The sequence below is a fragment of the Pseudomonas sp. Sample_11 genome (genome assembly GCF_004307505.1).
Taxonomy (GTDB): domain Bacteria; phylum Pseudomonadota; class Gammaproteobacteria; order Pseudomonadales; family Pseudomonadaceae; genus Aquipseudomonas; species Aquipseudomonas atacamensis.
This window is the reverse complement of sequence record NZ_RCOD01000027.1, coordinates 177,549-189,367: the sequence shown is the minus strand read 5'-3', so window position 1 is coordinate 189,367 and position 11,819 is coordinate 177,549. Positions and strand designations below refer to the sequence as shown.

The following is an 11,819-nucleotide window of genomic DNA, read 5'->3' as shown; positions in this document are numbered from 1 at the left end:
CTTAATGACGTAAGCAACAGCATGAAGATCGATCCAATAGCGGCTCATGCTCGATCATCCATTGATTGCGTCAATAACAACCATTAAGTCAATGAAGTTCTCATATCCACGGTGCGGCGTAAGATCGGCTCCATACCCAACCACTGCAACTCGGAGCACATCATCATGAAACGCCAGACTATTCTCGGTATCGCTTTCTCGGTTTTTGCACTGAATGCCTTCGCCGCCACCGAAACCGATCCACTGTTCAGCGACGCGGTCGCCTCCACTCAAACAGACCGCTTGTTCAGCGATGCAGTAGCCGCAACCGAAACCGATCCATTGTTCAGCGATGCAGTCGCTGCGACCGAAACCGACCCGCTGTTCAGCGATGCAGTAGCCTCTGATGGCTCCGATCATCTGCAAGGCAATCGGGTCGCCGAAGGTGGCGCTGACCGTCTGCTCGAACGTCGCACCGCTTGAGCGCAACGATGAGCATCGATAACGAATGCCGCCTCAACCACAGGCGGCATTCGCTCTATTCACGCTTTACAACTCTGCTCTAAACCGCACTCGGCAGCACGGCCTTGTCGCGATCGCGGCTCTTGAATGTCGCCCAGAAACACAGCAATACCGCCACGGAAAAACCGGCGGGGAACAGCCAGATGCTTCTCCAGTCATGCCCTGCGCTTGATGTGAAGTGGTCGGTAATCCGTCCCGCGATCCAGAAACCAATCAACATGCCCAATCCGTACGTAGCCAAGGTGATCAAACCTTGCGCCGAGCTGCGGAAGCGTTCCGGTGCCTTGGCATCGGTGTAGATTTGCCCGGACACGAAGAAGAAGTCATAGCACACCCCGTGCAGTGCAATGCCGATCAGCAGCATGAATGCCTGATCGTCGTTATTGCCGAAGGCAAACAGCACGTAGCGCAACGCCCAGGCAGCCATGCCGACCAGCAGGGCGATCTTGATGCCGAAGCGATGGATGAACAGCGGCAACAGCAACATGAACAGCACTTCCGATACCTGACCGATCGCCATCTTCGCTGTCGGGTTGGTCACGCCTATCTCGGCCAGAAACGGATTGGCATTCTGGTAATAGAACGCCAGCGGAATGCAGATCAGGATCGAGGCGAGGAAGAACACCAGATAGCTGCGATCCTTGAGCAAACCCAAGGCATCGACGCCGAGCATCTGCTTGAGGCTTGATGTGCCCGCTGCGCTTTTCAACGGCGCAGTGTTCGGCAGACTGAAGCTGTAAAGCCCCAGCAACAGCGACGCGACGGCGGACATCAGGAACGTATTGCGCAAGCCTCCGGCCGCGATGCTTTGCTGCGAGTCCCAGGCGAACACGAAGCTGATCACCACGCCGGCGACGATCCAGCCCACCGTGCCCCACACGCGAATGCGCGAGAACTCCAGCGCCGGGTCTTTGATCTGGCGGAACGCCACGGCGTTCACCAGTGCCAATGTCGGCATGTAGACCATCATGTAGGCGAGCACATAGGGATAAAACGCGCTGAAGTCTGCCGCGCGATAGAGCTGATAGAGCAACACTGCGCCAAGCAGATGCAGCACTGCCAGAATGCGTTCGGCATTGAAGAACCGGTCGGCAATCAAGCCAATGACAAACGGCGCCAGAATCGCGCCCCAGGATTGCGTGGCGAAGGCCATGCCGACCTGGCCGCCGCTGGCAGCCAGCGTTGTCGCCAGAAAAGTGCCGAGGGTGACGAACCAGCCGCCCCAGATAAAGAACTGCAAAAACATCATCACGCTGAGTCGCGCATTCATTACGTTCATTTCAGATCACCGTATTGTTTTTATGTCGGTAACGCGGATGAATCAATCGTCAGTCAGGCCGAGCAGGCGCCGGTTGGAAGCGGCATCGGCGCTGACCCCGGCGAAATCGTCGAAGGCCTTGGCGGTCTTGCTGATCATGTGTCGCTCGATGAACGCCGCGCCTTCCGCCGCGCCCTGTGCGGAGTCTTTCAGGCAGCATTCCCACTCCAGCACGGCCCAGCCGTTGAAGTCGTATTGGCACAATTTGCTGAAGATCGATTTGAAATCGATCTGGCCATCGCCCAGCGAGCGAAAGCGCCCGGGACGCTCGACCCAGCCCTGATACCCGCCGTAGACGCCGGAGCGCGCATCGGGGCGGAATTCGGCATCCTTGACGTGGAACATGCGGATGCGTTGGTGGTAACGGTCGATGAAGCCGAGGTAGTCCATTTGCTGCAGCAGCAGGTGGCTCGGGTCGTAGAGGATTGCGGCGCGAGGGTGATGATTCACCGCTTCGAGAAACTGTTCGAACGACGCGCCGTCATGCAAGTCTTCGCCGGGATGGATTTCGTAGCACAGATCAACGCCGGCCTCTTCGAAGCAGTCGAGAATCGGCAGCCAGCGCTTGCCCAGTTCGGCGAAACCTTGCTCGACCAAACCGGCCGGACGCTGTGGCCATGGATAGACATAAGGCCAGAGGAGGGCGCCGGAGAAGGTCGCATGGGCCGTAAGTCCCAAACGCTGGCTGGCACGGGCGGCCAGTTTCAACTGCTCAATGGCCCACTCGGTGCGCTCCTGCGGCTTGCCGCGCAGCGCGGGCGGGGCGAAGTCGTCGAACAGACTGTCGAACGCCGGATGCACAGCGACCAATTGCCCTTGCAGGTGCGTCGACAGCTCACTGATCACCACACCCGCGCGGGCGCAGACGGCGATGAGTTCGTCGCAGTAATCCTGGCTCTCAGCGGCGCGCTGCAAATCGATGAACCGTGTGCCGAGGGTCGGTACCTGAATGGCTTTGTAGCCTTGCGAGGCGGCCCATTCGGCGATGTTGGCGAGGGAGTCGAAAGGCGCTTGGTCGGCGATGAATTGCGCGAGAAAAATCCCCGGACCTTTCAGGCCAGTCGAATTTTGCTGATCACTGTTCATTGTGCTGGGCTCCTGTCAGTGGGCCGGGGATCTCGCTCCACTTTTCATTGCCGAGGTGGTTGGCGATCGCGGTTTCAATGAAGGCCATGCCGCGCAAGCCGGTCTCGATGCCCGGTACGCCCGGAGCCTGATGGCCCTCGGCGCCATGCACAATCGCTTCGGCGAGATCGCCGTACAGGTTGGCCATGGCTTCCAGATAACCTTCGGGATGCCCCGCAGGCAGGCGCATGCGTTGGGTTGCGGCGGCACACAGCCACGGCTGACCGACTCCGGAGCGCAGAACGCGCATCGGCTCGTTCAACGGTCGATGAGTCAGGCTGGCCGGTTCCTCTTGACGCCATTCCAGGCCGCCCTTGTCCCCGTAGACGCGGATCTTCAGCGGGTTTTCCTCACCGGCGCAGACCTGGCTGGCGAGCAATACACCACTGGCGCCGTCGCGCATTTTGAACAGCATCGCGACATCGTCATCCAGTTGCCGACCCTCGACATGCGAGCCGAGCATTGCGCTGATGAACTGGATCGACTGGCCGGCAACGAACTCGGCGAGGGAAAACGCATGGGTGCCGATGTCGCCGATGCAGCCGCCGATCCCGGATTGCGTCGGGTCGTCGCGCCAGCCGGCCTGCTTGTTGCCTTGCCCGGCGACATCGGTGCTGAGCCAGCCTTGCGGGTACTCGACGAGGACTTTGCGCACGCGCCCGAGCACGCCGCTGGCGACCATTTCGCGGGCCTGCCAGACCATCGCGTAGCCGAGGTAGGTGTGCGCCAGCCCGTAAATTCGCTGGCTGTTGATGACCACCGAGTGCAGCGCCTGCACCTCGGCGAGGTTCAGCGCCGCGGGTTTCTCGCTGAACACATGAAAACCGGCGCTCAATGCCTCACGGGCAATCGGTGCGTGCAGATGATTGGGGGTGACAATGACCAGCAGTTGCATGCGCTGCTCGGCGGGCAGGGCGGCCTCGCGGGCGAGCAGGGTTTGCCAATCGTCGTAACAACGCTCGACCGCGACACCCAAGGCCGCAGCGGTGCGCTGATTATTCTCCGAGTCGCGGCTGAACGCGCCACAGACCAGTTCGAAGCGTCCGTCGAGGCCGGCGGCTTGCCGGTGGGCACGGGCAATGAATGAACCTTCACCGCCTCCAACAAAACCCATTCTTATTTTTGCGGCAGCGTACATGGCAGTCGTCTCGGTAGCTGGATGCAATGTTGATGAGCGATGTAACCGGTTACATCGTGGGCGAAATCTAGGCTTGAATTAGCCGGGTGTCAAATGTCAGCGGATGATCGACAGCGTTTCGATCGCTCGTCGCCTGCGGTAAGCTCCGCGCCTGATCGGCATGAATCAACGAGGTGGTTTTGTCCAATATTCGCGAAGTGGCTCGGCTGGCCGGGGTTTCCGTGGCGACGGTTTCGAGGACTTTGAAATCGCCCGAGCGTGTGCTCGCGCCAACCCGTGAGCGCGTCATGGCCGCCGTGGAGCAGGCCGGCTATCGGCCGAACCTGATGGCCGTGCAGTTTCGTTCGCGGCGCACCGGCAATCTGGTGATTCTGGTGCCGACCATCGCCAATACCTTCTTCGCCCGCGTCATCAGCGGCGCGCAGCAAGCGGCGCAGGCGGCCGGTTATCGCCTGCTGCTGTGCGACACCCAGGGCCGGGAAGAACTGGAGCGACAATTCGCCGAGCTGGTTTACGCCTATCAGGCCGACGGAGTGATCCAGTTGCGCGCTTACGATCCTTTCGAAAACGCCCCGGCCGACGCCGATGTGCCGCCGATCGTTAACGCCTGCGAAGTGATCAAGGCCGGGCGTTATCCAACCATCAGCCTGGACAACGTCGCCGCCGCCAAAGCCATGACCGAACACCTGATCGCCTTGGGACACCGACGCATGGGCCTGATCAAAGGCTCGAAAAACAGCCCGCTGACCCTGGATCGACTGGCAGGTTACGAAGCGGCATTGCGCGAAGCCGGGATTGCCTTCGATGAAGCACTGATCTGCCATGGCAATTTCAGCCTCGAGGCCGGTTTTGCCGGCGCGCAAAAGATGCTCGCATTGGCCGAGCGGCCGAGCGCGCTGTTCTGCGAAAACGATGAAATGGCCATTGGTGCGCTCAAGCGCATCCGGCAGGCCGGGCTGCGTGTGCCCGAGGATATTTCAGTGGTGGGTTTCGATGACATTCCGATGGCTGCGTACTGTGATCCGCCGCTGACCACCATCTCGCAACCAGCCGAAGCCTTCGGGACCAAAGCAGTCGAGATGCTGATTGCCCTGATCGAAAAACAGCCGCTGACAGAGCGGCATGTCGTCCTGCCGTTCGAGCTGACGCCACGCAGCAGCGCGGCCCGCATCGACAACTTGGGCAAGCGCTAACCGAATCACGCCGCTGGCGGCTTCGCCAGCGCAATCCCCGCCGCGCCCAACCGCTTCAACACTTCAAACAACAAATCGCTCTTGGTCAGCCCGACAATCCTCGGGCTGCCGACATAGCCGGTGACCGTGAGGGTTATGCCGTCCGGCGACAATTTGCTGAAACGCACGAACGGCGCCGGTTTATCGAGGATGGTTTCGTTCTCGTGATACGCATCCAGCAGCAGTTGTTTGACCTGCTCAGGATCGATATCCAACGGAAACACCAGCTCCAGCGATGCCACGCCCTGAGCACTGCCGCCGAGGGTAACGTTGCGCAGGTTCTGCGAGATAAGTTGCGAGTTGGGCACGATCACGATCGAGCGGTCGCTGAGCTGGATTTCCGTGGCGCGCACGTTGATCCGGCGGATGTCGCCCTCGACGCCGCTGATGCTGATCAGGTCGCCGACTTTCACCGGGCGCTCGGTGAGCAGAATCAGGCCGGAGACGAAGTTCTTTACGATTTCCTGCAAGCCAAAGCCGATACCCACGGATAGCGCACTGACGATCCACGCCAGATTGGTCCACTGCACGCCCAGCGACGACAGCGTCAGCAGAATCACAAAGGCGTAGCCGATGTTGGAAAACAGCGTGCTCAGTGACGCGCACATGCCCGGGTCCATGTCGGTCTTGGGCAGGAACTCGTTGTCGAGCCAGCGGCTCAATGCACGGATCAGCCAGATACCGATCAGCAGTGCCAGCAGCGCGTTGAGCAGATGCGCCGGGACGATATTCAGCTTGCGCAAACCGGCGCCGCCAAGAATCGACATGATGTTGGTGACCAGTTGGCCAAGCGTGGTGCCGATGCCGCCGACAAACAACGAAATCAGCGCCATCAGCATCAGACCGGCGCGGCTGACCCCGGACAACAGGATCGACGTCTGCTCAAGGCGCCGATCGCTGACGCCGAGCAATTGCTTGAGCGCCTGGCCGCTCGCGTGTTTCGGCGAAAACAGGTGCTCACAGGCGTCCTTGACCAGCTGAATCAGCAAGTAGAAGCCCGACAGCACGACATAGCCCCACACCAGCTCATAACTGATGAACCGTGCCAGCGAAACATAGCCGGCCAGCAGGGCAATGGCCGTCACCAACATCGAGAGACTGGCGACGCTGTAAATCAGCCCGGCGAACACGCTGTTCGTAGCCGACGCGTCATTGGCTGCGACCAAAGCCTTGCGCACTTTGCCGACGCGCAACAGCATCGTGCCGATGATCGCCAACACCACAATGGAAATCACGCCGCGCCCGGCCATCACGATGTGGCTGCTCATGCCTGTGGCATTGGCGACTTGCACCAGCGTCACCAACACCAGCAACGAGCAGGCGAGGATTCGCGGATAAGGCTTGAGGGCCAGCGCCACTGGATCGGCAATCGACGGCAGGCGCCAGGACGGGTGCGCGGTTGAGAGCAATGCGCGGCTGAGGCCGGTGATCAGCACGCAGGCATAGACGACTTTCTCGAACTCTTCGGAGAAGGTTTCCAGCACCGGCGGCAGTGCGTCGTGGCGGGTGCAGGCGTAGAACAACAGCTTCAGGGCGATGGCGGTGGTGACGAACGTCGCGATAGCTGAGGCGAAGGCCAAGGCGCTTCTGCGCAGTCGGCCCTCCGCCACGCGATGAATGCAGAACCAGGTCAGCCCGCGCTCAGCCAGACGTCGGCCGAAGGTCCAGATCAGCAGCGCCAACAACACCAGCACGCAGGTGTAGAAGCGCTCGCCCGGCGCCCAGACCGTGGCCCATACGTCAGCCACCTGCTCGACGAACAGTCGCAGGCGCTGGCGGTCGTCTTCGCTTGGATTGACCAGCGGTGCCCAGAAATACGGGCTCAATACGCTGCGGGTGCTCAGGGTCAGTTCGCTTTCCAGCAGGGTGCGGCGGATGCCGGCGATTTGCGTGATCAGGTCGGCGGCGTTCTGTTTCAGTGCGGCGAGGCTTTTCAGCGTGCCATCGACCTTGCTTTTCTGCTCCGCCAGCGCCGCCCGCTGCGCGACGATATCGGCTTGCTCGGCGGCCACCTCGGCGTCGGGCGCCGTGCCGAGCACGCCCAGTTGCACCGCCAGTTGCGCCTGTTGCGGCAACAGCGCTGCCGACAACCGATCGACATCGAGAATGAACGCCTGCACCCGATCCTGCGGGCCTTCGAGCTGGTTGTAATTGTTTGCCGCCGAAATCTGCTGCTTGAGCCCGTCGAGGCGTTGTTGCAGGGCTTGCAGATCGCTTTGCGAAATCACCGGCATTGGCGCTGCGCCTGAGTTCGCCGGCGCGGCAACATCCGCCGCCCACAACGCAGCGCTGCCCGGCATCAGTAGCAGCAACAGAATCAAAAACAACGACTTGAATGAACAGCGCATGGGGGCGGCGGGCTCGAGTGGATCACACAGTCTATGAGGGTAGGTGATCGCGCCGAACGGGGCGGAAAACTTTCTCTGCAAGAGTCGCTTACACGCTCATCCAATCCGCCGGAATGATCCGCGCAGCGAGCGGTCAACCGGCAATAACAGCTTCGAGAGCATGCCATGTCCACTGCCAAGGAAACGATTGAATACCTGCGCCAACATTCATTGATCATCACCACCGCCGAATCCTGCACGGCCGGGGAGATCGTCATGTTGCTGTCGGAGGTGCCCGGCAGCGGCGAGTTGATCGAGTGCGGCTATGTGGTCTATTCGCCGCAAGCCAAGCAGCGCCTGCTGCACGTCAGCCCGGCGACCATGGATACCTTCAATCTGACCAGCGTGGAAGTGGCCAGTGAAATGGCCATCGGTGCGTTGCGCGACAGCACCGCCAACGTTGCCGTCGCCACCACCGGCATTCTCGGCCCCGACGATATGGACGGCATCAAGGCCGGTACGGTGTGTTTTGCCTGGGCATTCCAGTTCGATGACAAACATTTTCTGTTCAGCACCCAGCAATGGTTTGCCGGATCGCGCAGTGAAGTGCAGACCCTCGCTTCTGAATTCGCCCTGCAGCAGTTGCCGGACTATCACCGTCGCGCGTTGCGCGGCGAAGGAGGGTGGCGCCGATGAAGCACGACGCTGAGCATCCCGATCTGCGCAGTCGGCAGTTCCCGGTGCAGGAGGACATGGCCTATCAGTTGAAGGTCTGGCGCTTCGAGCACATTGGTTGGTATCTGCTGGTGCTGTGCATGCTGCTGGGTCTGTTGGGGCTGTTTTCCCGTGGCGTGCTCAGTTCGCAGGACGCCCGCAGCGCCGATGGCAAAGTCCAGGTCGAGTACGAGATGTTCCACCGCAACGGCTCGACCAACCCGCTGAAACTCAGCGTGCACACGGTGCCTGAAGCCACTGTCGAACTTGACATCGGCGGCGAGATGCTCGATGGCTTCAGCGTCGAAACCATGCAACCGGCGCCCGTGCGTATGCGCAGCTCAAAGCAGGGCATGCGCTTGTGGTTGCAGGCTGATGCCCAGGGCCAGGCGACGCTCTATGTGACGCTGCGCGGTGACGGATTGGGCCTGTTTCGCAGCCAAATCCGCGTGCCGGGCTCGAGCGAAGTGAAGCTCACTCAATTCATTTATCCATAGGTGACCCATGGACTCGGTGTTGCGCGCACTCGCGATGTATCTGGCACTGATTGTGCTGTTCAAAATTGCCGGCCGGCGTTCGCTGGCCGAGTTGACGACGTTTGATTTCGTTCTGCTGATGATCATCGGTGAAGCCACCCAGCAAGCGCTGCTCGGTGATGATTTTTCTCTGACCAATGCGTTTCTGGTGATCATTACGCTGATCGCTGTGGATGTTGGTTTTTCCCTGCTCAAACAGCGTTCCAGTTGGGTGTCGCGGCTGATCGATGGCGAGCCGACGATCATTGTCGAGAATGGCAAGCTGTTGCACCGACGCCTGCGCCATGCGCGGCTGGTCGAGGCGGATGTCATGGAGGCGGCGCGCTCCAGTCAGGGCATAGAAACCATCGACCAGATCAAATTCGCAATCATCGAGCGCAACGGCAAGATTTCCGTGATCCGCCAGGATCCGGAAGGCGGCTGAACCTTTGACGCCGCACGGCCGCAATTTTTTTGAACGCTGAAAAAGCCTCACAGCCCAATGCTTACAAGTCATCGGAGGATTGCGAAATGAACGAGGCAGCCAGTTACTTCTCCATCGCCGTGGCGGTGATCATTCTGCTGGTCGATCTGTGGGCGATTGTCAGTGTGTTTCGCAGCAACAAAAGCGTCGGCGTCAAAGCCGCCTGGGCGATCGGCCTGATTGTATTCCCGGTGCTCGGCCTGATCGTGTGGGGCATCGCCGGCCCGCGCGGCGTCAAGGAAGGGCCTTCGTCGCCGGAGCACAGTAAGGGTTGAGAGCCCGATGCACTCCTACAATGAATTTGCGCACATCCCGGAAGAAGGTAAACGATGCTAGGTCAAGCTTGAACCGGGTAGCGATACCACTGCTGACAGGAGATCGTCATGAAAAAAATCTGCGTATGTCTGGGGTTCTGCTCGATGTTTCTGTTGAGCGGCTGCTTCGATTCCAACGATGCACCCAACAAGGACGGTGACAAGAGCAAGCCGTCGGTGCAGATGCAGACCGAGAAGCCTGAGGAGGGCAAGTGACTGCTGGCCAATAATCCCTGTGGGAGCGAGCCTGCTCGCGAAGGCGTCGGGTCAGACAATTCGGTGCTGACTGATGCTCCGTCTTCGCGAGCAGGCTCGCTCCCGCACTGGTTCAGTTCGAGTAACGGTATTCCAGCCATGCCCAATACAGTAAAGCCACAGCACTGATCCCGCCTCCGAGAAAACACACCGCCACCCAGCCTGATTGCGCATAGGTATACGTCGCCGCGATAGCGCCCAAGCCACTGCCCACCGAGTAAAAGCACATATACGCACCGACCAGTCGGCTCTGCGCATCGGGCCGTGCGGCGAAGATCAGGCTTTGGTTGGTGACGTGCACCGCTTGCACGGCGAAGTCTAGGAGGATCACTCCGACGGCCATCGCCAGCAGCGAACTGTCGACAAATGCGATGGGCAGCCAGGACAGCGTCAGCAGCGCCAAGGCGATGCCGGTGGTGCGATTGCCCAAGCCGCGATCGGCCAGGCGCCCAGCCCGTGCGGCGGCGAGCGCGCCCGCCACTCCGGCCAGACCAAACAGGCCGATCTGCGTGTGGGACAACGACAGGGGCGGGGCGCTGAGCGGCAGCACCATCGACGTCCACAACACACTGAAGGCGGCGAAGATCAGCAGGGCGAAGATGCCTCTGATGCGCAATACCCGCTCAGTCAAAAAAAGTTGGAACATCGAGCGCAGCAATTGCCGATAGCTGCCCTGTGCGGGCGGTTTTGCCGAGGCGGGCAGGGTGCGCCATAACAGCAGGGCCAAGCCGATCATCATGACTGCCGAGACAAAATACACGCCGCGCCATCCGGCCAGATCAGCCACTACGCCGGAAACGAAACGCGCCAGCAAAATGCCCAGTACCACGCCACTGGTGACGGTACCTACGGCGGCGCCGCGCTGCTGCGGGCGAGCAAGGCTGGCGGTGCAGGCGACCACCACTTGCACCACCACCGCCAGCAATCCCACCAGCATCATGGCGCCGAGCAGCACTCCCCAGCTCTCGGACAGGCCCACGGCACACAGCGCCGTTGCAGACAACAACAGTTGGCTGACGATGAGTTTCTTTCGATCGAGCAGATCACCCAGCGGCACAATGAACAGCAGCCCGACCGCATACCCGGCTTGCGTGGCCGTGACCACAACGCCGATCGCCCCCGGTGAAACCCCGAGGCTGGCGGCCATCGATTCCAGCAATGGCTGTGCGAAGTAAACATTGGCCACCGCCATGGCGCAGGTGATTGCAAAGAGAAAAGTCTGCAAACGACTCAGCCCGGTCGTTGCGCTGTCAGCTGCGGCTTGCGCATTGACCAGGGTTCGCGTCTGGCACTTCATCCTTGCTTCCTCTTAGTGTGGTTTTGAATTGAAACCGATGCGTTGATCTTTATTCATTCGGGTTGTTAAATGCAACCACATTCAATAGCCGATCCATCAGGAATCACATGGCCCGACAACAAACATTGGCGCAGAGCGAATGCCCGGTGGCCCGAACCCTCGAAGCCATTGGCGATCGCTGGGCCTTGATGATCATTCGCGATGCGTTCGACGACGTGCGCCGTTTCAGCGAATTCCAGAAACGTCTGGGCCTGGCCAAGAACATCCTCACGGTCAAACTGAAAATGCTCGTCGAGCTCGGCGTGTTGCAGATTCAGCCCGCGTCCGATGGCAGCGCCTACAAGGAATACGTGCTCACCGACATGGGCCGCGCGGTGTTCCCCATCGTCGTCAGCCTGCGGCAGTGGGGCGAGCGCTTCCTGTTCGCGGAAGGCGAGGAGCATTCGATTCTGCTCGACAACGCACGGGCCGAGCCCGTTGAGACAATCGTTGTGCGCTCCAGAGCGGGCGCGGTGCTGGCCCCGGCGGACTGTCACCGAAAAGTGGTGACGCGCCGGCAATGAAGCCGGGCAGATAGCCGTGGCGTGTATTCACAGCCG

13 protein-coding genes are annotated in these 11,819 nt (G+C 60.5%); 8 read left to right on the top strand and 5 right to left on the bottom strand.

The window, feature by feature from the left end; genetic code table 11:
* The first annotated feature begins 165 nt into the window (after window positions 1-165).
* Window positions 166-462 (top strand): hypothetical protein, encoded by a 297-nt coding sequence (locus D8U60_RS06470; protein WP_024012526.1) that lies wholly within the window; start codon window positions 166-168, stop codon window positions 460-462.
* Between the two features lie 79 nt (window positions 463-541).
* Here D8U60_RS06470 and D8U60_RS06465 read toward each other — a convergent pair whose 3' ends face one another.
* The 3 genes from D8U60_RS06465 to D8U60_RS06455 are packed head-to-tail and all read right to left on the bottom strand — an operon-like array spanning window position 542 to window position 4,058.
* A complete protein-coding gene (locus D8U60_RS06465) occupies window positions 542-1,780 on the bottom strand; it encodes a nucleoside permease (RefSeq protein WP_122699058.1) in 1,239 nt (412 codons plus the stop codon).
* A 42-nt stretch (window positions 1,781-1,822) separates the two neighbouring features.
* Window positions 1,823-2,905, bottom strand: a complete 1,083-nt coding sequence (locus tag D8U60_RS06460; RefSeq protein ID WP_130899755.1) for a sugar phosphate isomerase/epimerase family protein — start codon at window positions 2,903-2,905, stop codon at window positions 1,823-1,825.
* Complete coding sequence (locus D8U60_RS06455; RefSeq protein ID WP_130899754.1) at window positions 2,895-4,058, bottom strand: Gfo/Idh/MocA family oxidoreductase; 1,164 nt, start codon at window positions 4,056-4,058, stop codon at window positions 2,895-2,897. The genes D8U60_RS06460 and D8U60_RS06455 overlap by 11 nt, the downstream gene beginning before the upstream one ends.
* A 203-nt stretch (window positions 4,059-4,261) precedes the next feature.
* On the opposite strand from D8U60_RS06455, the gene D8U60_RS06450 reads away from it, so the two are divergent.
* Window positions 4,262-5,275 carry a LacI family DNA-binding transcriptional regulator gene (locus tag D8U60_RS06450; RefSeq protein ID WP_130899753.1) on the top strand — a complete coding sequence of 338 codons (1,014 nt, stop codon included), beginning with the start codon at window positions 4,262-4,264 and terminating at the stop codon, window positions 5,273-5,275.
* A 5-nt stretch (window positions 5,276-5,280) separates the two neighbouring features.
* On the opposite strand, the gene D8U60_RS06445 is transcribed toward D8U60_RS06450, so the two are convergent.
* Window positions 5,281-7,662 (bottom strand): DUF3772 domain-containing protein, encoded by a 2,382-nt coding sequence (locus D8U60_RS06445; RefSeq protein ID WP_130899752.1) that lies wholly within the window; start codon window positions 7,660-7,662, stop codon window positions 5,281-5,283.
* 165 nt (window positions 7,663-7,827) lie between these two features.
* Between D8U60_RS06445 and D8U60_RS06440 the strand changes: the two genes are divergently transcribed.
* The 5 genes from D8U60_RS06440 to D8U60_RS27605 all read left to right on the top strand — a co-directional run bounded on the left by D8U60_RS06440 (window position 7,828) and on the right by D8U60_RS27605 (window position 9,884).
* Window positions 7,828-8,337: a CinA family protein gene (locus D8U60_RS06440; protein WP_130899751.1), complete on the top strand. Its 510-nt coding sequence runs from the start codon at window positions 7,828-7,830 to the stop codon at window positions 8,335-8,337.
* The gene (locus D8U60_RS06435) at window positions 8,334-8,852 is read left to right on the top strand and encodes a hypothetical protein (protein WP_130899750.1); all 519 of its coding nucleotides are present in this window, start codon (window positions 8,334-8,336) and stop codon (window positions 8,850-8,852) included. The genes D8U60_RS06440 and D8U60_RS06435 overlap by 4 nt, the downstream gene beginning before the upstream one ends.
* Before the next feature lie 7 nt (window positions 8,853-8,859).
* On the top strand, window positions 8,860-9,315 hold the full coding sequence (locus D8U60_RS06430) for a YetF domain-containing protein (RefSeq protein WP_130899749.1): 456 nt from the start codon (window positions 8,860-8,862) through the stop codon (window positions 9,313-9,315).
* 86 nt (window positions 9,316-9,401) lie between these two features.
* Window positions 9,402-9,629 (top strand): PLD nuclease N-terminal domain-containing protein, encoded by a 228-nt coding sequence (locus tag D8U60_RS06425; protein ID WP_024012535.1) that lies wholly within the window; start codon window positions 9,402-9,404, stop codon window positions 9,627-9,629.
* Between the two features lie 108 nt (window positions 9,630-9,737).
* Window positions 9,738-9,884, top strand: a complete 147-nt coding sequence (locus D8U60_RS27605; RefSeq protein WP_016774259.1) for a hypothetical protein — start codon at window positions 9,738-9,740, stop codon at window positions 9,882-9,884.
* 112 nt (window positions 9,885-9,996) lie between these two features.
* Here the strand turns inward: D8U60_RS27605 and D8U60_RS06420 are convergent, their stop codons facing one another.
* Window positions 9,997-11,220, bottom strand: coding sequence for an MFS transporter (locus tag D8U60_RS06420; RefSeq protein WP_130899748.1), 1,224 nt, complete (start codon window positions 11,218-11,220; stop codon window positions 9,997-9,999).
* A gap of 107 nt (window positions 11,221-11,327) precedes the next feature.
* Between D8U60_RS06420 and D8U60_RS06415 the strand changes: the two genes are divergently transcribed.
* Window positions 11,328-11,783 carry a helix-turn-helix domain-containing protein gene (locus D8U60_RS06415; protein ID WP_122610155.1) on the top strand — a complete coding sequence of 152 codons (456 nt, stop codon included), beginning with the start codon at window positions 11,328-11,330 and terminating at the stop codon, window positions 11,781-11,783.
* Window positions 11,784-11,819 lie beyond the last annotated feature (36 nt).

What these genes read in the sequence shown, in the direction of transcription:
- D8U60_RS06470 (WP_024012526.1), top strand. Translation starts at nt 166, where the DNA reads ATGAAACGCCAGACTATTCTCGGTATCGCTTTCTCGGTTTTTGCACTG.
- D8U60_RS06465 (WP_122699058.1), bottom strand. Translation starts at nt 1,780, where the DNA reads ATGAACGTAATGAATGCGCGACTCAGCGTGATGATGTTTTTGCAGTTC.
- D8U60_RS06460 (WP_130899755.1), bottom strand. Translation starts at nt 2,905, where the DNA reads ATGAACAGTGATCAGCAAAATTCGACTGGCCTGAAAGGTCCGGGGATT.
- D8U60_RS06455 (WP_130899754.1), bottom strand. Translation starts at nt 4,058, where the DNA reads ATGGGTTTTGTTGGAGGCGGTGAAGGTTCATTCATTGCCCGTGCCCAC.
- D8U60_RS06445 (WP_130899752.1), bottom strand. Translation starts at nt 7,662, where the DNA reads ATGCGCTGTTCATTCAAGTCGTTGTTTTTGATTCTGTTGCTGCTACTG.
- D8U60_RS06440 (WP_130899751.1), top strand. Translation starts at nt 7,828, where the DNA reads ATGTCCACTGCCAAGGAAACGATTGAATACCTGCGCCAACATTCATTG.
- D8U60_RS06435 (WP_130899750.1), top strand. Translation starts at nt 8,334, where the DNA reads ATGAAGCACGACGCTGAGCATCCCGATCTGCGCAGTCGGCAGTTCCCG.
- D8U60_RS06430 (WP_130899749.1), top strand. Translation starts at nt 8,860, where the DNA reads ATGGACTCGGTGTTGCGCGCACTCGCGATGTATCTGGCACTGATTGTG.
- D8U60_RS06425 (WP_024012535.1), top strand. Translation starts at nt 9,402, where the DNA reads ATGAACGAGGCAGCCAGTTACTTCTCCATCGCCGTGGCGGTGATCATT.
- D8U60_RS27605 (WP_016774259.1), top strand. Translation starts at nt 9,738, where the DNA reads ATGAAAAAAATCTGCGTATGTCTGGGGTTCTGCTCGATGTTTCTGTTG.
- D8U60_RS06420 (WP_130899748.1), bottom strand. Translation starts at nt 11,220, where the DNA reads ATGAAGTGCCAGACGCGAACCCTGGTCAATGCGCAAGCCGCAGCTGAC.
- D8U60_RS06415 (WP_122610155.1), top strand. Translation starts at nt 11,328, where the DNA reads ATGGCCCGACAACAAACATTGGCGCAGAGCGAATGCCCGGTGGCCCGA.